Raw genomic sequence first — 21,386 nt, 5'->3', positions numbered from 1 at the left:
GCTAGTCCTCAGGCGGCTTCGGTAATCGACCGCCGCTGAGCTGCGTGATCTCTTCTGCGGCGTCCCGAACCAACGCACCCAGTTCTGTTGCCCGGTCGGCAATGAACCGGACAGACGGCCCAGACACGGAAATCCCGGCACAGGGTTCGCCCCGGTCATTGTAGATGGCGGCACCAATACAGGACATGCCTTCGTACCGTTCCTCATGATCATACGACCAGCCGCGGGCATGGGTTTTAGCCAAATCCGCCTCTAACCCTTCGTTCGGCAGCAACGTATGTGAGGTGAAACGAACAGCGTCAGCCGCCAATGCTTTGCTGGCCGCAGACTCGCTCATCGCGGCCAATATCGCTTTGCCTGTGCCGGACGCGTACATCGGCGTCCTAGCACCCGGTGGGAAAAACGCCCGGATCGGGTTCTGCGTTTCAACCTGTCCGACAAAAACCACTTCGGACCCGTCTGGCACGGCCAAATTCGCGGTTTCGCCACTTTCTTGCATCAAACGCCGCAAGATCGGTCGCCCGATTTCAATCACGCTGTTTCGACGCAGGAACGAAGCGCCGGTGCGATACGCTTCAATCCCGATCATCCATTCCTGCCGTTCGTCATCGAAGGCGACAAACCCATGTTTCTGCAACGTCGCCAGAATGCGGTGCGTAGTGGCAGTAGGTACATCCACTTCGCGCGCAAGATCGCTTAGCGCAGCGCGTTCCATTCGTGCCACTGCGGTCAGAACAACCAGCGCCCGATCCAGTGATTGCATGGTTCCGGCCGAGCTTTCCTTGAACAGCGATTTGGGCCTGCCGCGCGGCCTTTTGGGGGTGTCCGTCACTGATTTCTCCTTTCAGACCGGCAAAGTTTTTTTCATCCCGCTTTCTGAAACTCAAAAATGAAAAACGGAAAATCACATCTATTCAATGGATTATTTATTTAATTGCAAAAATGAAAATATTTTTCAAGAAAATTGCACCAAGGAGCGATTTCTACAACACTCTTCTTCAAATCGGAGGATCTAGAAATGTCCAATCAAAACCCGGTATTCATTCCCGGCCCCACCAATATCCCGGATCGGTTGCGCCTAGCGATGCAGGTCCAGACACAGGACCACCGCGCGCCTGATTTTGTCGAAACCTTTGCCCCTGTGCTGGAAGACACCAAAAAGGTGTTTGGAACCAAAGAAGGGAAGATCATCACCTTCCCGGCCAGCGGAACAGGCGGCTGGGAGGCATCGGTGACCAATACTCTCAGCCCCGGCGACAGCGTACTGGTTGCGCGCTATGGCATGTTCAGCCATCGCTGGATCGACCTGTGCCAACGGCACGGCCTGGATGTCCGCATCATCGAATGCCCCTGGGGCAGCGGCGCGCCCGCCGATAAGTTTGCCGAAGCTCTTGCCGCAGACAAAGAGCATAAGATCAAAGCAGTTCTGGTAACGCATAACGAAACGGCGACCGGCGTACGCTCGGATATCGGAGCGGTGCGCAAGGCAATGGATGCCAGCGACCACCCGGCGATGCTGTTTGTGGATTGCGTCAGTTCACTGGCCTCGATGCCGTTCGAGTTTGATGGCTGGGGCGTCGATATCGCGGTGTCGGGTTCGCAAAAGGGCTTCATGCTGGCAACCGGTATGGCGATCCTGTGTGTCAGCCCCAAGGCGCTGGCTGCGATGGAAACGGCCCAACTGCCGCGCACCTTCTTTGATTTCCGCGACATGATGAACGCAAATGCGTCGGGCGGGTTTCCCTATACCCCACCGCTGCAGCTGATCTATGGTATGCGCGAAAGCCTGAAGATGCTGTTCGAGGAAGGTCTGGACAACGTATATGCCCGCCATTTCCGTCTGGCCGAAGGGGTCCGCAAGGCAACTGCCGCCTGGGGGCTGGAGTTGGTGGCGCAATCGCCCGACCTGTATTCCGATACCGTCAGTGCGATTTACGTACCTGAAAGCTTTGACAGCAATGCGCTGACCGATCACGCCTTTAATGCCTATGGCGTAAGCTTTGGCATCGGGTTGGGCGAAATGAACGGCAAAGCCTTCCGTATCGGCCATCTGGGCAGCCTGACGGATGTAATGGTTCTGTCCGGTCTGGCCACGATCGAAATGGCGATGGCTGATCTGGACTATCCGATCACGTTGGGCAGCGGTGTTGCAGCAGCGCAGGAGTACTTCCGCAGCGGCAGCGCCACACCGATGCAATCCGCAGCTTAAGGAGGAGCTTGATGTTGGACGCACTCACCACAGCTGAAAGCCTGACGCTGGCCGACATGCGCGAAGCGCACGAACGGATTCGGCCACATATCAACCGCACCCCAGTGATGCGTTCGGACTATCTGGACGAACTGACCGGCGCACAGCTGTTCTTTAAATGTGAAAACTTCCAAGAAGCCGGGGCCTTCAAAGTGCGCGGGGCCTGCAATGCGGTCTTTGGGCTGGATGACGACGCTGCAAAGCGCGGCGTGGCCACCCACTCTTCGGGTAACCATGCGCTCAGTTTGTCATATGCAGCCGGACGGCGGGGTATTCCCTGTAACGTCGTGATGCCGCGCACGGCACCGCAAGCCAAGAAAGACGCGGTGCGCCGTTATGGCGGGATCATCACCGAGTGTGAACCTTCGACCACCTCGCGTGAGGCCGTGTTTGCCGAAGTGCAAGGCCGGACGGGCGGTGAGTTCGTTCACCCCTACAACGACCCGCGTGTAATTGCAGGGCAAGCCACCTGTTCGGCCGAACTGCTTGAGCAAACCGACGGTGTGGACGCTGTAGTCGCACCCATTGGTGGCGGCGGCATGATCTCGGGCACGTGCCTGACCCTGTCGAACGCGGCCCCCCAGGTAAAGATATACGCCGCCGAACCGGAACAAGCCGACGACGCCTATCGCAGCTTCAAGGCCGGGCACATCATCGCGGATGACGCGCCGATCACTGTCGCCGACGGTCTGAAAGTGCCGCTGAAGGAAAACACCTGGCACTTCGTGTCCCGCTTTGTCACCGACATTCAAACCGCCAGTGAAGACGAAATCGTCGAGGCGATGAAGATCACCTGGAAATACCTGCGTGTCGTGATGGAGCCCAGCAGCGCCGTGCCATTGGCCACCATCCTGAAACACCCCGAAGTGTTCAAGGGCAAACGCGTCGGCGTGATCATCACTGGTGGCAACGTGGATTTGGATAAATTGCCCTGGATCAAGGGCTGAGGAGGAAGAAATATGAACAAGCCTGTGAATATTGATCAGCTTGAAGTTGGCTTTGACATTCCTGCCGCGATTGGCACGGACGAGGCCGATATTCAGACGCCAAGCCTGGTGCTGGATCTGGACGCGCTGGAGCGCAACATCAAAAAGATGGGTGACTATGCCAAGGCCCATGGGATGCGTCACCGGGTGCATGGCAAGATGCATAAATCCGTCGATGTGGCAAAGCTGCAGGTCGAGCTGGGCGGGGCCTGTGGGGTATGTTGCCAGAAAGTCTCTGAGGCCGAGGTTTTTGCCCGCGGCGGTATCAAAGACGTTCTGGTCTCGAACCAAGTGCGCGACCCGGCCAAGATCGACCGCCTTGCGCGCATGCCCAAGCTGGGCGCACGGACGATCTGCTGTGTCGACGACATCGACAATGTCGCCGATCTGTCCGAGGCGGCACAACGCCATGGCACCCAGATCGAATGTCTGGTCGAGATTGACTGCGGCGCAGGTCGCTGCGGCGTGACGACGACACCCGAGGTAATCGCCATCGCCAAAGCCATCGACGCGGCTCCGGGGCTGAAGTTCTCTGGCATTCAGGCTTACCAGGGCGCGATGCAGCACATGGACCTTTATGAGGACCGCAAGGCCAAGATCGACGTTGCCGTGGCACAGGTCAAAGACGCAGTGGACGGGTTGGCCGCAGAAGGTCTGGAGTGTGACATTGTCGGCGGTGGCGGCACCGGGTCCTACTATTTTGAAAGCACTTCGGGCGTATACAACGAACTGCAGTGCGGTTCCTACGCCTTCATGGACGCCGATTATGGTCGTATCCTTGATCAGGACGGCAACCGCATCGACCGTGGAGAATGGGAGAACGCGTTCTTCATCCTCACCAGCGTCATGAGCCACGCCAAGGCCGACAAGGCCATTGTCGATGCAGGCCTCAAGGCGCAGTCGGTGGACAGTGGCTTGCCGGTGATTTTTGGGCGCACCGATGTGGAATACATCAAGTGTTCGGACGAACACGGTGTTGTCGCTGATCCCGACGGTGCGTTGAAGGTGAACGACAAACTGCGTCTGGTGCCGGGTCACTGCGATCCCACCGCCAACGTCCATGATTGGTATGTTGGGGTGCGCAACGGCAAGGTCGAAACCCTCTGGCCAGTATCCGCTCGCGGTAAGGCGTATTAAGCCGAACCGCATTGATCCGGGCGGCGGTTCTTCCCTTCCCTGCCGCCCGGACCTGTCCTCAAGCTAAGGAAAAGGTCATGAAAGATATGTCGGAAAAACCCTTGCTGATCGTCGGAGAAGATCTGTGCCAGCAACTGGTTGGCCGCAGCGACGCGTTTGACGCGGTGCAGGACGTGTTCGCCGCAATGGCGCGCGGAGATGCTTACAACTTTCCGGTCATCCGTGAAGCGATTGGCTATGCCGATGCGCTTTATGGATTCAAATCCGGCTTTGACCGGGCCGGTCAGGTGCTGGGTGTCAAATCTGGCGGCTACTGGCCGGGCAATCTGGACAAAGGGTTGACCAACCACCAATCCACTGTCTTCCTGTTCGACCCGGACACCGGGCGTCTATCCGCACTGGTCGGCGGCAACTACCTGACCGCCGTGCGCACGGCGGCATCGTCTGCCGTTTCCATCGCCCATCTGGCCCGAAAGGACTCCAAGGTTCTGGGCATGGTTGGCGCTGGCCATCAATCCGCCTTCCAACTGCGCGCCGCAGCCGAGCAACGCGACTTTGAAAAAGTCGTTGCCTGGAACCCCCACCCCGAGATGCTTCCGCGTCTGGGTGAGGTCGCGAAAGAAATCGGCCTCGACTTCGAAGCTGTTAGTCAAGAAGAGCTGGGCGCACAGGCGGATGTCATCATCACCATCACGTCGGCGTTTGAACCTTTGCTGATGAAAGACTGGATCAAACCGGGCACCCATCTGGCCTGCATGGGCACCGATACGGTAGGCAAACAAGAAGTCGATGCCGCTCTGGTTGCCAGTGCAACGGTTTACACTGACGAAGTAGCCCAATCGGTCACCCTTGGCGAAGCTCAGCATGCCATCGCAAACGGCTCGTTGACCGAAGATCAGATCACCCCAATCGGTGCCGTCATCAATGGCGACCATTCGGGGCGGGCAAGCGCGGATGAAATCACCTTGTTCGACGGAACCGGTGTTGGGCTACAGGACCTGGCGGTTGCATCTGTTGCTGCACGGCTGGCGGAGGAAGCCGGGCTGGCGCAGCGCGCAACCCTCTGAATCCAGTCTCTTTGAATCGACAAAGCGCGCCTGTAACAGGGCGCGCTTTTTTTAATGGATATGCAGTAAGCTTAGCCCCGGATCACCTTGGCGAACTGGTCAAAGATCGGCTCATTGGCGCAGATCACCTCGCCATCCTCAAGCACGTTGCCTTCGGGGTTCAGGGCTTGCATAAAGCCACCGGCCTCTTTCACGATGATGATCCCAGCGGCGACGTCCCAGGCGTTCAGGCGACGCTCCCAGAACCCTTCATAGCGGCCTGCGGCCACATAGGCCATGTCCAGCGCCGCAGCGCCCCAGCGGCGCACACCAGCGCAGGCAGGCATCAGCCGGGCCAGATCCTGCAACGTGGCAGGCAGGTCCGAGCGGCCCCCGAATGGCAAGCCGGTCGAAAAGATGGACTCGATCATGCGATGACGGCCCGAGACACGGATGCGGGTATCGTTCATCCATGCGCCTTCACCTTTTTCGGCAAAGAACATCTCATCCTTGGCGGCGTCATAGATCACTCCGGCCACGATCTTGCCCTTGTGTTCCAGCGCAATCGACACCGCCCAGTGCGGCAGGCCGTGCAGGAAGTTGGTTGTGCCGTCCAACGGGTCTACGATCCAACGGCGGGTTGGGTCCTCACCATCAATTGCGCCGCCCTCTTCGGCCAACCAGCCATAGGTTGGACGCGCACCCAGCAGTTCTTCTTTCAGGATTGCCTCGGCGGCAATATCGGCCTTGGAGACAAAGTCGCCCGCGCCTTTCATCGACACCTGAAGGTTCTCGACTTCACGAAAATCCTTGACCAAAGAACGCCCCGCCTTGCGCGCGGCTTTGATCATGATGTTGAGGTTTGCACTGCCAACCATTGTCCAAAGGCTCCTGTCCGGTCAAACCGCGCGTATACTGGTGCAACGCGTCCTTGCCAAGAGGAATGATGCGCATAGCAGACCCGCGTTTTTGACCTATTGCGCTTGCAGCTTGCGCGCCTCGGTTCCCGCCAGCTCGATCAGTTCCTGCACATAGGGTTTTTCCAGGTCTTCCGAGCGCACAGCCGCGTACAATGTGCGGGTAATTCCGTTTTCCGTCAGCGGGCGGGTGACATAGTCCGAGTTGTATTTTACCTCGCGCACGACCCAGTCAGGCAACGCAGCAACGCCCCGGTTCGAGGCCACAAGCAACAGGATCACTGCCGTCAATTCCACCTGCCGGATTGCGGCCGGTTCAACGCGTGCCGGGATCAGCAATTGGCTGAACACATCCAGACGTGTGCGTTCGACCGGGTATGTAATCAGGGTTTGCCCTCGGAAATCCTCGGCCTCGATGAACTCTTTCTGCGCCAAGGGGTGCGAGGACGACGCGACAAAGACCGCGTCATAGTCAAACAGTTCGATGAACTCTATACCCGGCAGCTCCTCAGGGTCGGACGACACCACCAGATCGACCTCTTCCTTCTGCAGGGCAGGCAAAGCGTCAAAGGCCAGACCCGGGCGGATATCGACATCTACATCGCCCCAGGATTTGCGGAAAGACTCCAGCACCGGGAACAGCCATTCGAAACAGGCGTGACATTCGATGGCGATATGCATCCGCCCCGTGCGCCCATCCCGCAGAGAGGAAAATTCCTGTTGCGTCGCCTCAAGTTGCGGCAGAATCTGCTCTGCCAGCCGTAACAGACGCAAGCCCGCCGCCGACAGTTTCATCGGCTTGGACCGGCGCAGGAACAATTCGACCCCCGCCTGATCCTCCAACCCCTTGATCTGATGGCTCAGCGCGGATTGCGTGATGTTCAGCTGATCCGCCGCACGGGCCAGGCCGCCGCATTCATGGATGGCCTTAATCGTACGCAGGTGTCGGAATTCGATGTGCATTGTAGTGTGGCTCATGTTGTTCTTGAGTAATATGAGTTTGTCTCACAATGCACAAACTGGCACAAGGGCCACAGATAGGACCAGTGAGGCAGCCATGACGAAACCAGAAATTTCATTCGAGTTTTTCCCGCCGCAAACGCTCGAGGCCTCATTCCGCCTGTGGGATACGGTTCAGACGCTGGCCCCGCTTGAGCCGCGCTTTGTCTCGGTCACCTATGGGGCGGGCGGTACAACCCGCGAACTGACCCGCGATGCCGTGGCCACCCTGCACAAATCATCCGGCCTTCCTGTGGCCGCGCACTTGACCTGCGTTGATGCTTCTCGCCAGGAAACTCTGGAAATCGCCGACGCCTTTGCGCGTGCCGGGGTTCAGGACATTGTCGCCCTGCGGGGTGATCCGCCGAAAGGTCAGGATCGGTTCGTGCCGCATCCCGATGGGTTCGCAAACTCGGTCGAGTTGATCGAAGCCCTGGCTGAAACCGAAATGTTCAGCATCCGCGTCGGCGCCTATCCCGACAAGCACCCCGAGGCACAGGACTTTTCCGCCGATATCGATTGGCTCAAGGCCAAGCTGGATGCCGGTGCGGACGAAGCCCTGACGCAGTTCTTCTTTGAGGCCGAGACCTTTTTCCGCTTCCGCGATGCCTGCGAAAAAGCCGGGATCGACAAGCCCATCGTGCCCGGCATTCTGCCCATCGAGAACTGGAAAGGTGCCCGCAATTTTGCCCGCCGCTGTGGTGCGCATATCCCTGACTGGGTCGAAAACGCCTTTGAAAAGGCGATTCGCGATAATCGAGAGGATCTGCTGGCCACAGCACTATGCACCGAACTGTGTTCGGACCTGATCGACGAAGGCGTGGACAAGCTACATTTCTATACCCTGAATCGGCCTGAACTGACGCGCGACGTGTGTTTTGCACTGGGTATTACTCCAAAGGCCGAATTGCAAAACGTCGCCTGATTTGATCCCTGTTAGTTACTTTGCCCGGACCCTACCAAGGCTCCGGGCTTTTTTGTGGGATCACAAGTGCAAGCGGGATGTGAACAATAGCGCGACCCCCTTCGAACTGTCCCCCAAATAGCGATAAATTTTTGATAAAGTTTGACAAATTCGTGAGCCTCCACACACTGAGTTCGTAGTGTTTGTTTAATGAGTGTTTTGGCTATGGAGCCTGTTGAAAAGATAAATGCACGCGTTGACGCGCTCGAAGCTTTGGGCTTGGACCAGAATGCAGGGTCCGACGATATCCGAGATGCTTGGCGCCACATCGCATTTCACGCACATCCAGACCACAGAAACGGCGATTGCACACATTTCGCGCGCGCCAAAGAGGCGTATGATTTTTTACGCCGCGAAGGGCTGACCGTCAAAGGACGTGCCACCGGCATGCCGCGCCGGCCGAAGCTACGCAAACGTGTCATTGAATTGGAAAGCGCTGATATCGACGCCTGTCGCGTGTTGCTGAACACAGCTCTGGCGCACAGCCCGGATGGCGCAAACCCGGATTCTCAGACCTCAATCGAAGCAGACCATGTCCCCGAAGCCGTTGGGTTCTATGGCCGTCATCTGACTTATTTTGTTCCAACACCGGTTTGTGAGGGGTCCAACCGGGTGGCGCTGCCAACCTCGGTTCTTGCCTCGGCCCGGCGGACAGAAACCGAAGTGCTGAGCTTTCAGTCGAACGATGCAGGGGCCGGTGAAGTCGTGGTTCCCGACACGATCACCGAACGAAAGTTTCCCGGCGCGAAAAGCGTTCGCATCAAGTTCGACGCGGATCAACAGATGCGCGACGACTTCTGGCTGGCTGGCTAACAGCAAAAACCCGGCCTAGTGTGGACCGGGTTTAGCTTCGGTGAGTAGCGTATTAGTTTGCGATCGGACCTTCCGAGGTGAATTTCGGAATAACGCTAGTCGATGCGTCATCACCTTCGATCCCCGGCCAGTTGCCTTCGGCCAGATTGATGTTGCCGGGGATATCCTCTTCAAAAAAGCCGACAACAACATCAGTGATGTTCAGGTACAGCTTGTCATCGACAATCCGCCACAGGTTCGGGTTCGCCGGAACCTTACCACCACGCGATACACCGTAAGCGCAATGCCCATCATAGGCCGGGGCGTAATAGGCGGGGTTTTCAAGAAACTTATCGCGGTTCTCTTCGGTCGAGAACGCCCAGGTGGCACCGTTATAGTCCGCTGTAATATCAGAACGGCCACGCACGGCCTCGGGCTGGGCTTGGCCAACCGACGCCTGATCCAGGCCACGATAGGCGACAACGTCGTAACCCGACACGGCAAAGCCGGTGCCGTCTACATACTGATCACCGGCGAAAGCCGGCACGGCAAAGGCCAAAGCTGTCACGAAAGTCAGGGCAAAGCGTTTCATGTGGTAAATCCTTTTGTCCTCGGGGTTGGGCACTTGCTGAGAGAATAGATATTTTCGCCCCAATGGGCAGTCCTGCTCGCGCCGCTGTGACATCGCATGAAGAAATGTGAGAGGTCCGATCCCGAATGTTACAAAACTGCCCCAACATCCGGGGTTGGACTCGGCGCTTTGCAACATTAGCTGTTGAGACGGACATAAACTTTACCAGAACGTAGCTGAGAAAGACGACAGATGAGCGAGCAATCCCCATACACGCCCCCCGCAGTCTGGACATGGGACAGCGAAAGCGGTGGTCGATTTGCCAATATCAACCGACCCATTGCCGGGGCGACCCACGACAAGGACCTGCCGGTCGGAAAGCATCCACTACAGCTTTATTCACTGGCCACCCCAAACGGCGTCAAAGTCACAGTGATGCTGGAAGAACTACTGGCGCTGGGTCACGAAGGTGCCGAATACAACGCATGGCTGGTTAATATCGGCGAGGGGGACCAGTTCAGCTCGGGCTTTGTCGACGCCAATCCGAACTCAAAAATCCCTGCGCTTTGGGACCGCTCGGGTGATGCGCCTGTGCGTGTTTTCGAAAGCGCCTCGATCCTGTTCCATCTGGCCGAAAAGTTCGATGCTTTCCTACCGAAATCGGGTCAGGAACGCACCGAGGTGATGAACTGGGTGTTTTGGCAGATGGGCAGTGCGCCTTATCTTGGCGGCGGCTTTGGCCATTTCTACGCCTATGCGCCTGAGAAATGGGAATACCCAATCAACCGCTTCGCGATGGAGGCCAAACGGCAGCTGGACGTGCTGGACCGGCAACTGGCTGAAAACGCTTATATTGCAGGCGAACACTATACCATTGCTGATATGGCCATCTGGCCCTGGTATGGCCAACTGGTATTGGGCCGCCTCTACAGCGCCGCCGAGTTCCTGGATGTCGAGTCCTATAAAAATGTGATGCGGTGGGCCAAGGCGATCGACGCGCGCCCCGCTGTTCAGCGTGGCCGCATGGTCAACCGTGCGTTTGGTGAGCCGCATACGCAGCTGCACGAACGCCATGACGCAAGCGATTTCGACACCCGCACACAAGACAAGCTGGAAGCAGCAGCAGAATAATCTCGACGCCCCGCGGTTCGTTGGATCGCGGGGCTTGCCTGACCACCTATTTCAGGATTGGTGGCTTATCCGGATCACTGCCCGGCGTGACCTGTTCGATGACCCGCGCCTCGGGCTGTGGCAAGTCGAACCGTAAGCCAACCCGTGCCAGTGCCGCTGATGCTGGATCATGCGGGCCAAAAAAACCAACATCCATCGCCCCAGCCTCGATCCCGGAAAAGGTCAGTGCCTCGGACGCGGCTTTGGCCAGTGCGGGCTCAGCCCCCTCAACCGCGCCGACAAAACCAAGAAGGTGGCCCATGCCGCCCTCTTCCGTCTTGGTCCCAACAAGAAACGCAGCTTCGGCCAAGCCGACGGCTGTGGCCAGCTTCGTGTCCAGCGCTGTCAACAGATCATCCGGCATGCCCTTTGGCGGCAGGAACTCTGCCAGACGTTGCTGTACCTCTTCTGGTGCATGTTCCAACGTGGTGGCCAGCCAGCCCAGCGCTTCGGCCGGGATCAGCATGGATGAAGGTGCGACCTCAAGGTTCAGACCCAGCCCGATCCCCTGCCCTGCCAGCATCGTCGACAGCACCCGACCCGACAGCGCGACGTAAGGCACGGGACGTTCCGCAAATCGGGCCAAACGGTCGTGGCGATCAAAGGCCAGTACAAAGCGGCCATCCGCAACATCGAACAGCTCGGGCGAGATATTCTCGTCCTGCGCTTCTTCGGCCAGCAACAGAAACAGCTCAGAGTCTGCCAGGCGCTCAAAAAACCGCAGACGCGCCGCGTCATCCTGCGGATTGGCCTCCATCGTGGCATGGGCGGCGTCAAGCGCCGTGGCGTTAGTCATTCAGAACCTCTTGCACCCGCGCACGCAGAACCGGCAGCAGTTCAGCTTCGAACCACAGGTTTTTCCTTAGCCATGCCGTATTCCGCCAAGACGGATGAGGCAAGGGAAAGACGCGCGGCGCATGGTCTCGCCAGTTGCGCACGGTTTCGGTCACGGCCGTACGTACACCTAGGTGATATTTGTGCGCGTGCCCCCCGACCAGAACCGTCAGGGGCACCTCCCCTAACTCATCCATCACCCTGTCATGCCATGTCTTTCCGCATATGGGCGGCGGTGGTAGGTCGGCTTTACGCTCGTTATATCCAGGAAAGCAAAAGGCCATCGGAACGATCGACACGCGGGCGCGGTCATAGAATACGGCCTCGTCAATCCCCAGCCAGTCCCGCAGACGGTCGCCAGAGGGATCGGTGAACGGACGCCCCGAGGCATGGACCCGCGCGCCAGGCGCCTGCCCTGCGATCAACAATGGCGTACCAGACCGAAACCAGACCACCGGACGCGGTTTATGCGCGGTAAACGTGGTCTGAAACCTGTCTGCGCAAATACGGCAGGCCTCAATTTCTTTCTGTAGCGAATTCATCAGATCGCAAGACTTCCTGCATCAAATTGGTTGACGGTCGAAAGGAAAGATAGTCAACGGACACCCCAAGGCCAACAGATGCAAAAGTCACAAAACCAACAGCACAGCGACGGTACGCATTGATCATTTGTTTCACAATTCGACATAATGTAGCCAACATGGACCAATAAATTTGTCGATGGTTTACCAACCTGGGCGGTGTACCAAACAAACGCCCGAGCAGCAGGCCGTGAATGCTTGAGTTTGAGAATGTCAGTAAGTCCTTTTGGACCGGGACCCGCCGCAAGGTGATCCTGGATCGGGTCTCGTTCCAGATCGAACTGGGCCGGTCGATTGGCATATTGGCCCCAAACGGCACCGGCAAGACGACATTGATCAACATGATGGCCGGGCTGGAAAAACCGGATGAGGGTGTGATCCGCAAATCCTGCCGCATCTCGTTCCCGATGGGGTTTTCCGGCGGTGTGGTCAAAAAGCTTTCGGCCCTGGAAAACGCCCGCTACATCGCCAAAATCTATGGAATGGATCCCGACTATGTCGAGGCGTATTGCAGCTGGCTGTGCAATCTGGGTGAGTATTTCAACCAGCCTATCGGGACCTATTCATCCGGCATGCGGGCTCGCTTTACCTTTGCCCTGATGCTGGCGCTGGATTTTGACATGTACCTGATTGATGAGGGCATGCCCTCATCCACGGATGTAGAATTCAACCGAAAAGCAGGTGACATCCTGCGAGAGCGTTTGCGGACAACCACACTGGTGATCGTCTCCCACAATCCCGACGTTCTTGAGAAATTTGCACAGCAGGCGGCCGTTCTATTGGACGGTCAGCTTTACATGTTCGACACCTTGGAAGAGGCACGACAGTTATATGACTACCAAACCCAAGGCTAAAAAATATCGCTGGCGCCGCAATCGTCAGAGCTCGGATTCCGCAGACGCACGGGCCGACGCGATTTCGCGCATCAGAAAAGCGACGCAACCGTCTGAGGCGGCAAATAACCCGTCTCCCTCGACCGATATTGAGGCGATCAAGCGCGAAGGGCTAACCGGTCGCCAACTGCGTGTGGCACGTCGTCTGGCCCAGAAAAACGGGCTTGCTGCAACGTCGGATTACGACGCGGTGCGGCTATTACGTAAAAAGGGCATCGATCCGTTCGAACGTGCCAACTTACTGGATTTGGCAGCCGAAAAAACAGGTTCGAATGATCAGGCAAAGGACAAGATCAAGATCCAGTTGCCGCAGACGATTTCGGACTCTTCCCAAGGCCTGACCGGTCCGGAGCTAACGCCAGCCGAGCGGCGAAATCTTGAAATCGGTGAAATTCAGAAGGACATCGCACGCCGCCGCAAACGCAAGCTGTTTGCGCTGTTTGCGCGTCTGGCAGCCTTTGTACTGCTGCCGACCCTGATTGTGGGCACCTATTTCTATCGGTACGCAACACCGATGTACGCCAGCGATTCCGCCTTTTCAATCTTGCAGGCAGACGGCGGCGGGGCGTCCTTTGGTGGGTTTCTTGCAGGCACTCAATTCGCCACTGCACAAGATTCCGTTGCCACGCAGGAATTTTTGGAATCCAAAGACGCGCTGGTGCGACTTGAGAACGACACCAATTTTTCCGAAATCTTCAAGCAGGATTGGATCGATCCGATTCAACGCCTGCCGCAGGATGCATCTCTTGAGGATACCTATAAGCTTTACAAGCGGATGATTACCATTGGGTACGATCCCAGCGACGGTATCATCCGGATGGAAGTTGCGGCACCAAGCCCCGAGATTTCAGTCGAACTTTCCAATCTTCTACTGTCCTATGCCGAGGAAACCATCAACGGTCTGACCGAATTGAAACGCGAAGACCAAATGCGCGATGCCCGGGCCGGTTTTGAATTGGCTCAGAACGAACGTCGGAAAGCTCAGGAGGAACTGATTGAACTGCAGCTTCAGGGGGCGGTTTTGGACCCAGAAAACGTCCTCCTTGGCCTGCGCGAACGGATCAACGTAATCGAAATCGAGTTGCAGGAAAAAGAACTGCAGCTGGCCGCACTTTTGGACAACTTGCGCCCGAACCAAGCCAAAGTGGATGGTGTCCGTGCGGACATTCAACGACTTGAAGTTGCCCTGGCAGAACTGAACGCCGAAATGCTGGACGCGTCAGCAGGCGAAAACTCGCTGGCGCGTTTGAGCGTGCGAATTCAGATGGCCCAGGCCGACCTTGTGGCTCGTGATTTGATGCTGCAAACCGCAATGGAACAGATGGAAACCACACGGACCGAAGCCAACCGCAAAGTGCGTTATCTGACGGTTTCAGTGAACCCGGTCGCCAGTGAGGAACCCAGCTATCCGCGCAAGTTTGAAAATACGATTTTGGCTTTCCTATTGTTTGCTGGTATCTACCTGATGATCTCGCTTACCGCGTCGGTCCTTCGTGAACAGGTATCCTCGTAAGACACATGAAACATGTAAAAATCTCCGATCTCACGGTCGGTAATGATCTGCCTCTGACGATCATTGCCGGCCCCTGCCAACTTGAAACCGCCGATCACGCCCAGATGATCGCAGGCAAAATGAAAGAGGCCTGCGACGCCGCCGGTGCTCAGTATGTGTTTAAAGGCTCGTTCGACAAGGCTAACCGCACCTCTGTAAACGCTGCTCCTGCACTGGGCCTCGACAAAGGTTTGGCAGTGCTGCAATCGGTAAAGGACAGCATTGGCGTGCCAGTCACCACGGATGTGCATGAGAAGGAACAATGCGCGTCCGTTGCCGAGGTGTGTGACATCCTGCAAATCCCCGCTTTCCTTTGCCGTCAAACCGCCCTTCTAAAATCCGCAGGCGCAACAGGCGCGGTGGTCAACGTCAAAAAAGGTCAGTTCCTGGCCCCTTGGGACATGCAGAACGTCGCGGCCAAGATCGAAAGCACCGACAATCACAACATCATGCTGACGGAACGTGGTGTCAGCTTTGGCTACAACCGCCTCGTGGTGGACATGCAATCTCTGCCGGAAATGGCTCGCACCGGGTACCCGGTGATAATGGACGCCACCCACACTGTGGCTCAGCCCGGTGGATTGGGTGGTGCATCCGGTGGTCAGCGCGAGTTTGCGCCCGTTATGGCACGCTCGGCTGTTGCCGTTGGTGTAGCCGGTGTATTCATGGAAACACACCAAGATCCGGACAACGCCCCCTGTGATGGCCCCAACATGATCTATCTGGATCAAATGCCTCAATTGATTGACACATTGATGCGCTTTGATGCATTGGCCAAAGCCAACCCGATTCAGATTTAAGCAAGAGCGATAGTATGACCAAACCCATCCCCGAGGTGATTCCGAACACCTGGAGTTTTCTGCGCGACCCGATGATCAAACCCACCGGGTTTCGCGAATATGACGCCCGTTGGAAATACCCCGAAGAGATCAATCTGCCGGGCATGACGGCGCTAGGGCTGGGTTTGGGCACTCAGATGCGCAAGCGTGAAATCGCGCCTGTGATCGCGGTCGGCAACGACTATCGCGACTACTCGCTGGCAATCAAGAATGCGTTGATCCTGGGCCTGATGCAGGCCGGGATTCAGGTCAAGGATATCGGCCCGGCACTGAGCCCTATGGCCTATTTCGCCCAGTTCCATCTGGATGTCCCTGCCGTGGCCATGGTCACCGCCAGCCACAACCCGAACGGCTGGACCGGCGTAAAGATGGGCTTTGAACGCCCGTTAACCCACGGCCCGGACGAGATGTCGGAATTGCGCGACATCGTTCTGAATGGACAAGGCGTCCCCCACGAGGGGGGTTCGTACGAATTCGTGGACGGTGTGAAAGAAGCTTATATCGACGATCTGGTTGGTGACTTCAAAATGTCCCGGCCCCTGAAAGTTGTCTGTGCGACGGGTAATGGTACAGCGTCAGCCTTTGCGCCCGAGATTTTCGAACGGATGGGGGTCGAGGTCGTGCCCAGCCACAACCGGCTAGACTACACCTTCCCCAACTACAACCCTAATCCCGAAGCCATGGAGATGTTGCACGACATGGCCAACACCGTGAAATCCAGCGGCGCCGACATGGCGCTGGGATTTGACGGTGACGGAGATCGCTGCGGTGTTGTCGATGACGAGGGTGAGGAGATTTTCGCAGACAAGGTCGGCGTGATCATGGCCCGCGATCTGGCCAAGCTGTACCCCAATGCGACCTTTGTGGCGGACGTCAAATCAACCGGGCTGTTTGCCAGCGACCCCGAGTTGCAGGCCCACGGCGTCAAAGCCGATTACTGGAAAACCGGCCATAGCCACATGAAGCGCCGGGTGAAAGAAATCAATGCTCTGGCAGGGTTCGAGAAATCGGGCCACTACTTCCTGGCAGAGCCGATCGGGCGCGGCTACGACTGCGGCATGCGGGTCGCGGTTGAGATCTGCAAACTGATGGATCGCAACCCGGACAAAAGCATGTCGGACCTGCGCAAGGCGTTGCCAAAAACCTGGTCGACGCCGACCATGTCGCCCTATGCCTCTGATACCGAGAAATACGACATTCTCAAACGGTTGGTGGACAAGCTGGTTGCCAAGGCCGATGCGGGTGAAACCCTGGCAGGCCGCGCGGTCAAAGAGGTCGTCACCGTCAATGGCGCCCGCGTTATTCTGGACAATGGCAGCTGGGGGCTGGTGCGGGCGTCCTCGAACACGCCAAACCTGGTTGTGGTCTGTGAAAGCAGCGAAAGCGAAGAAGAAATGCGCGCCATATTTGCCGATATCGACGCCGTCATCCGGACTGAGCCCGGCGTTGGCGATTACGACCAAACCATCTGATTTGGGATCGGGGCGCCTAAGGCGCCCCGCCCTTTAATTTCCGCCCAACAGTTTGAACAAGCCTTTCTTGGCCTCTTCTTCCAGCTTATTTTTCAAAGCATCCTCGACACTTTCACTGTCAGTCACTGCCGTACCCAGTTCATCACCGACTTTGTCCAGAACCTTTTGCTTGGCGTCGTCCTCAAGGTCTTTTAGCTGACCTTCGGCGGCGGCCTCGATCACTTTGGACAAATCGGGTTTGATCGAAGGGTCGCTCCACGGCCCGACAATCCGCACTGGAACCGAAAGACCCTGCCCCGAGTTGGCCCGCAGCGCGGTTGGGGTAAACAGATAGTCGATCCTGCGCGCGCCGATATTGACCTTGCCCGTCCCATCTGCACGGAAATTGTCCAGTGACATCAGCAGGTCGTTATTGGTCAGCACACCCTGATCAATGGTAAAACTGGCTGTCAGGCTGTTGAACACGGTTGTCCCACCCGAACCTTTGCCGCGCCCCATCAGGCGATCCAGATCAAAACCCGAAATCACGCCCTGCCCCACATTCAGATTGCCCGTGCCACTGAGGGATCGCATGATCTGGTCTTCGGTCTGCCCGACGCCTAGAAATTCAAACTCACCCGTTCCTGTACCCGTAAAACGCTCAATCCCCGCGAGGGTGGACAGGGCTTGTTGAACGTTCATGTTTTTCGCCTTCAGCTTACCGCCGACTGACAGGCCATTGCGATTGTTGGCCACCACCTGCCCGTTCACCTGACCCGAGAACAAAGTGGCCGGGTTCATCTGCAACACAGCACGGGACCGGTCGAGTATTAGCGTCAGGTCGCTGGCTCCCAGTTCTAGGTCGGGCAGGACAATGGACGAGGTCGTCAGGCGTATTTCTCCATTGGCCAGCGACAGGGCTGAGGCATCAATCGGGGCCTTGGACCACCCACTGTCAGGCGAGGACGCCGTTCCCGACCCACCCCCGCTCGATGCCGGCGCGTCATTGAAACGTGACAGGTCAATATCACCACTCTTGAGCCGCGCGGTGATTTGCGGCGGATCCGAAATCTCGATATCCGTTTCTCCGGTAAAGCGGTTGTGGTCCAACTGCGCCACCATGTTGCGCAGTGAGATACGGCCCTCGCTGGTATAGGTCATCTGCCCAGACACATCGGCCTTGCGGCCCAATCCCAGCGGCACCCCGACACCCGCCTGTCCAAAAGCGGCCAGCATTTCCTCGGTGTTCCTGGTTTTGACCGCAAGCGCGCCGTCCATTTCTCCAGCAAGGTTGACGCGGCCATCGAACCCAACCTCGCCGCCCGGCGCGGTCAGAGCCAATTTCAAAGGTGCGACAGCCCCGGATGCATAGGTCGGCAGGTCCGGTATTTCGAGGTCAACTTTCACGTGGCCGCCCGGCACTGCCATCCGCGCCTCCATGACCATGGGTGAGGTCGGCCCCGGCCAGCTGGCCGACAGATCAACGTTTGAGAAGTTGAATTTCGTTGCGCCATTTTCGATGTAAACCAACTGTGCATTGGTCAGTTCCAGACGGTCCAGCGTCACGGCACCTTGCGGCGATGCAGATGACGCGCTGGTATTGCTTCCGGTCGTCGCCTGCGAGGCAACCGGAGCGCTTAATTCCCAATTGCCGCGTCCATCGGATAACTCGAGCCTCAAAACCGGATTATCCGCGACAACCCGCCTTATCCGTAAATCTCCGTTCAGCAGCGCCGAAGCATCCACGCCGACGGCAAGGCTTTCGGCGCTGAGCATCGGTTCGGACCCGGCCCAGGGTGCGTTGCCAAACGTGACAGGGCCGGTCTCCATCCCCAGAACGGGCCAGAACGACAGGTTCACATCCCCTGACAATGTCAGGTCGCGCCCCGTTTCGCTTTTGACTTGTTCCGCCAGAATAGCCGCCAGCTTATCCCCCGGCATCAGCAATAAGGCGCCGATGACTAACCCGATTGCGGCCGCGAATAAGAAGAGTATGCGCACCAGCCACTTCATTTTTCTGCTCTCCGCTTATTTGGCATGCGTTGAAAAGATCATCCAAAGCCCAGCCCGTATTTGCAAGAGGAAGCGTTCCCCACTATATGCCGCGCCATGAGCACGAACCCACCAAACCTCCGCCCTGACCTGGCGCCCGCCGCCCGGATGCCTGATACGCCACGTACCAACCAACCAACCATTGGTATGGTGTCGCTGGGCTGCCCCAAGGCCTTGGTCGATAGCGAGCGGATTTTGACCCGTCTTCGTGCAGAAGGGTACGGCATTTCGCCAAATTATTCCGGGGCCGATGCCGTAATCGTGAACACTTGCGGGTTCCTTGACAGCGCCAAGGCTGAATCTCTGGACGCCATTGGCGAGGCTTTGGTAGAAAACGGCAAGGTCATTGTGACCGGCTGCCTGGGGGCCGAGCCCGACTATATCCGTGAACACCACCCGCGCATTATGGCCGTGACCGGGCCGCATCAATACGAACAGGTGCTGGATGCGGTGCATTCAGCAGTTCCCCCCGATCCTGATCCATTCGTTGATCTACTGCCCGCCGCCAGCGTGCAGTTGACCCCGCGCCACTACAGCTACCTCAAGATATCCGAGGGCTGTAACCACAAGTGCAAATTTTGCATCATCCCAGACATGCGCGGGAAACTGGCCAGTCGTCCCGCACACGCCATATTGCGTGAGGCCGAAAAGCTGGTCGACAATGGCGTGCGCGAATTGCTGGTGATCTCGCAGGATACCTCGGCCTATGGGCTGGACCGGAAATACGATGTGAACCCGTGGAAGGACCGTGAGGTGCGCAGCCACATTACCGATCTGGCACGTGAGCTGGGGCAGCTGAATGCCTGGGTTCGTCTACACTATGTCTACCCCTACCCGCATGTGCGCGAGCTGATCCCCCTGATGGCCGATGCCGGGTGCAACATCCTGCCCTATCTAGACATTCCGTTCCAACATGCCCACCCGGACGTTCTGAAACGCATGGCCCGCCCGGCGGCAGCGGCGAAAACACTGGACGAGATCGCAGCATGGCGCGCGACCTGCCCCGATATTACCCTGCGCTCGACCTTTATCGTCGGCTATCCCGGCGAGACCGAGGCTGAATTCCAGACGCTTTTGGACTGGATGGATGAGGCGCAATTGGATCGCGTGGGATGCTTCCAATACGAAAACGTGGATGGCGCACGCTCGAACGATCTGCCCGACCATGTTCCGGCCGAGATCAAACAAGAGCGCTGGGAACGGTTCATGGAGAAGGCACAGGCGATCTCCGAGGCAAAGCTGGCCGCAAAGGTCGGCCAGACCATCGAGGTGATCGTGGACGAGGTCGATGGCGAAGCCGCCACTTGCCGCACCAAATCCGACGCGCCCGAGATCGATGGGAATCTGTTTATCGACGAAGGGTTTGAAACCCTCAACCCTGGCGACATCGTCTCGGTCGAGGTCGATGAGGCTGGCGAATATGACCTTTGGGGCAAGCTGACCTGATCCGGTCACCCCAGTTGGGCAAAGCGTGAGCCAAGTTTATTGGTGTTTTGCGCCAGACTCGTGGATTATGACGGGACATACCGCCTTATAGGAAGGAAGTTCCAATGTCCTGCCTACGCCCCTTTGGCCTGAAATGCATAACGGTTATACTTGCTGCCCAACTTTATGCCGTTCCCGCTGTTGCGGACAAAGTCCGCGCGGGCGGTTTCATAATTATTGGGTCCGAACCGCTGAGCCTGCACCTGCGCAGCAAACACCATGTGCAGCGATACTATGGCGCACCTAAAGTCTATCATCGGTCCAGCAAACACAAACATCAAACCAAGCCGAAAGTGTACCACCACAAGAGCAAACCCAAGGTTCATTACGTCAAACCGGTCAAACGACACCACCGGTCAAGGCAAGCGTTCAGCAACAAACATGCCTCGCCTTATTACCTTCCACGGAGTTACGGAATTCAAAACCGGGGATATCGCTATGGTATAAAACGGCGGAGGTATTGATGGCTTCAAAACAGGCTTAGAAGCCCGATGACCCAAGCCAATCCCGCCGCCAAAGCCGTTAACGCAACAGCAGCACTGGCGGCGTCCTTGGCCTGCCCCGCCAGTTTATTGTGATCAGTCGAGGTGTGATCGACAGCGCGCTCAATCGCGGTATTGAACAGCTCGGCCACCAAAACAAGCAGGCCAAATATCAGGATCAGGGCGCGTACCCCTTCACCGAGCGGCAACCAAACGGCCAAAGCAGCCGAGACCAGATTTGCCCAAACCCAGGCGCGGAACGAATACTCTTCTTGCCAGGTCGCGACCAGCCCTTGCCAGCTCCAACGCGTTCGATCCTTGAGATGTGTAAGAAGGTTTCTCATCAGCCTTCAACTTTTCGGTGTACGGAACTGAAGCCGTATTGAT

The 21,386-nt window shown here is 57.4% G+C and carries 20 protein-coding genes; 12 read left to right on the top strand and 8 right to left on the bottom strand.

What is annotated here, in order from left to right:
* Nucleotide 1 precedes the first annotated feature (1 nt).
* Nucleotides 2–832, bottom strand: coding sequence for an IclR family transcriptional regulator (locus ACR0DL_RS00795; protein ID WP_480687130.1), 831 nt, complete (start codon nt 830–832; stop codon nt 2–4).
* 186 nt (nt 833–1,018) lie between these two features.
* Here ACR0DL_RS00795 and bhcA point away from each other — a divergent pair, with 186 nt between their 5' ends.
* The 4 genes from bhcA to bhcD all read left to right on the top strand — a co-directional run bounded on the left by bhcA (nt 1,019) and on the right by bhcD (nt 5,438).
* Nucleotides 1,019–2,209: an L-aspartate--glyoxylate aminotransferase BhcA gene (bhcA, locus tag ACR0DL_RS00790; protein ID WP_170547984.1), complete on the top strand. Its 1,191-nt coding sequence runs from the start codon at nt 1,019–1,021 to the stop codon at nt 2,207–2,209.
* 11 nt (nt 2,210–2,220) lie between these two features.
* A complete protein-coding gene (bhcB, locus tag ACR0DL_RS00785) occupies nt 2,221–3,195 on the top strand; it encodes a beta-hydroxyaspartate dehydratase BhcB (protein ID WP_170547983.1) in 975 nt (324 codons plus the stop codon).
* Between the two features lie 12 nt (nt 3,196–3,207).
* Nucleotides 3,208–4,371 carry a 3-hydroxy-D-aspartate aldolase BhcC gene (gene bhcC / locus ACR0DL_RS00780; protein WP_480687128.1) on the top strand — a complete coding sequence of 388 codons (1,164 nt, stop codon included), beginning with the start codon at nt 3,208–3,210 and terminating at the stop codon, nt 4,369–4,371.
* Nucleotides 4,372–4,448: 77 nt separating this feature from the next.
* Nucleotides 4,449–5,438 (top strand): iminosuccinate reductase BhcD, encoded by a 990-nt coding sequence (gene bhcD / locus ACR0DL_RS00775; RefSeq protein WP_226688753.1) that lies wholly within the window; start codon nt 4,449–4,451, stop codon nt 5,436–5,438.
* 71 nt (nt 5,439–5,509) lie between these two features.
* Here the strand turns inward: bhcD and ACR0DL_RS00770 are convergent, their stop codons facing one another.
* Nucleotides 5,510–6,295, bottom strand: coding sequence for an inositol monophosphatase family protein (locus ACR0DL_RS00770; RefSeq protein ID WP_480687126.1), 786 nt, complete (start codon nt 6,293–6,295; stop codon nt 5,510–5,512).
* A gap of 96 nt (nt 6,296–6,391) precedes the next feature.
* Nucleotides 6,392–7,297 (bottom strand): LysR family transcriptional regulator, encoded by a 906-nt coding sequence (locus ACR0DL_RS00765; RefSeq protein ID WP_170395905.1) that lies wholly within the window; start codon nt 7,295–7,297, stop codon nt 6,392–6,394.
* 94 nt (nt 7,298–7,391) lie between these two features.
* On the opposite strand from ACR0DL_RS00765, the gene metF reads away from it, so the two are divergent.
* On the top strand, nt 7,392–8,258 hold the full coding sequence (gene metF, locus ACR0DL_RS00760; RefSeq protein WP_170547980.1) for a methylenetetrahydrofolate reductase [NAD(P)H]: 867 nt from the start codon (nt 7,392–7,394) through the stop codon (nt 8,256–8,258).
* A 189-nt stretch (nt 8,259–8,447) separates the two neighbouring features.
* Nucleotides 8,448–9,110 carry a DnaJ domain-containing protein gene (locus ACR0DL_RS00755; protein ID WP_226688754.1) on the top strand — a complete coding sequence of 221 codons (663 nt, stop codon included), beginning with the start codon at nt 8,448–8,450 and terminating at the stop codon, nt 9,108–9,110.
* 52 nt (nt 9,111–9,162) lie between these two features.
* Here ACR0DL_RS00755 and ACR0DL_RS00750 read toward each other — a convergent pair whose 3' ends face one another.
* Nucleotides 9,163–9,681 (bottom strand): YHS domain-containing (seleno)protein, encoded by a 519-nt coding sequence (locus ACR0DL_RS00750; protein WP_170504590.1) that lies wholly within the window; start codon nt 9,679–9,681, stop codon nt 9,163–9,165.
* Between the two features lie 231 nt (nt 9,682–9,912).
* Here ACR0DL_RS00750 and yghU point away from each other — a divergent pair, with 231 nt between their 5' ends.
* A complete protein-coding gene (yghU, locus tag ACR0DL_RS00745) occupies nt 9,913–10,791 on the top strand; it encodes a glutathione-dependent disulfide-bond oxidoreductase (RefSeq protein ID WP_170347897.1) in 879 nt (292 codons plus the stop codon).
* A 46-nt stretch (nt 10,792–10,837) separates the two neighbouring features.
* Here yghU and ACR0DL_RS00740 read toward each other — a convergent pair whose 3' ends face one another.
* Together ACR0DL_RS00740 and ACR0DL_RS00735 are read right to left on the bottom strand one after the other, a co-directional pair.
* Nucleotides 10,838–11,626, bottom strand: coding sequence for an SseB family protein (locus ACR0DL_RS00740; protein ID WP_480687123.1), 789 nt, complete (start codon nt 11,624–11,626; stop codon nt 10,838–10,840).
* Nucleotides 11,619–12,206: a uracil-DNA glycosylase family protein gene (locus tag ACR0DL_RS00735; protein ID WP_480687121.1), complete on the bottom strand. Its 588-nt coding sequence runs from the start codon at nt 12,204–12,206 to the stop codon at nt 11,619–11,621. Before ACR0DL_RS00735 ends, ACR0DL_RS00740 begins: the two co-directional genes overlap by 8 nt.
* A 233-nt stretch (nt 12,207–12,439) precedes the next feature.
* Here ACR0DL_RS00735 and ACR0DL_RS00730 point away from each other — a divergent pair, with 233 nt between their 5' ends.
* From ACR0DL_RS00730 to ACR0DL_RS00715, 4 genes are read left to right on the top strand one after another with little or no spacing between them, the layout of a single operon-like run.
* Nucleotides 12,440–13,099, top strand: coding sequence for an ABC transporter ATP-binding protein (locus tag ACR0DL_RS00730; RefSeq protein WP_170347894.1), 660 nt, complete (start codon nt 12,440–12,442; stop codon nt 13,097–13,099).
* Nucleotides 13,077–14,651 (top strand): KpsE/RkpR family capsule polysaccharide export protein, encoded by a 1,575-nt coding sequence (locus ACR0DL_RS00725; protein WP_480687119.1) that lies wholly within the window; start codon nt 13,077–13,079, stop codon nt 14,649–14,651. Before ACR0DL_RS00730 ends, ACR0DL_RS00725 begins: the two co-directional genes overlap by 23 nt.
* A 5-nt stretch (nt 14,652–14,656) precedes the next feature.
* Entirely contained in the window at nt 14,657–15,490 is an 834-nt protein-coding gene (kdsA, locus tag ACR0DL_RS00720; protein ID WP_170360482.1) for a 3-deoxy-8-phosphooctulonate synthase, read from the top strand.
* A gap of 14 nt (nt 15,491–15,504) precedes the next feature.
* Entirely contained in the window at nt 15,505–17,001 is a 1,497-nt protein-coding gene (locus ACR0DL_RS00715) for a phosphomannomutase/phosphoglucomutase (RefSeq protein WP_480687117.1), read from the top strand.
* 33 nt (nt 17,002–17,034) lie between these two features.
* On the opposite strand, the gene ACR0DL_RS00710 is transcribed toward ACR0DL_RS00715, so the two are convergent.
* A complete protein-coding gene (locus ACR0DL_RS00710; protein ID WP_480687115.1) occupies nt 17,035–18,993 on the bottom strand; it encodes an AsmA family protein in 1,959 nt (652 codons plus the stop codon).
* A 96-nt stretch (nt 18,994–19,089) separates the two neighbouring features.
* Here ACR0DL_RS00710 and rimO point away from each other — a divergent pair, with 96 nt between their 5' ends.
* The gene (gene rimO, locus ACR0DL_RS00705) at nt 19,090–20,478 is read left to right on the top strand and encodes a 30S ribosomal protein S12 methylthiotransferase RimO (protein ID WP_480687113.1); all 1,389 of its coding nucleotides are present in this window, start codon (nt 19,090–19,092) and stop codon (nt 20,476–20,478) included.
* A 508-nt stretch (nt 20,479–20,986) separates the two neighbouring features.
* Here rimO and ACR0DL_RS00700 read toward each other — a convergent pair.
* Nucleotides 20,987–21,343, bottom strand: coding sequence for a diacylglycerol kinase (locus tag ACR0DL_RS00700; protein ID WP_170360490.1), 357 nt, complete (start codon nt 21,341–21,343; stop codon nt 20,987–20,989).
* Between the last annotated feature and the right edge of the window lie 43 nt (nt 21,344–21,386).

Source organism: Ruegeria sp. BB5 (genome assembly GCF_056539405.1).
Note: the sequence above shows the minus strand (reverse complement) of the source record. Positions and strands in the feature narration are given on the sequence as shown.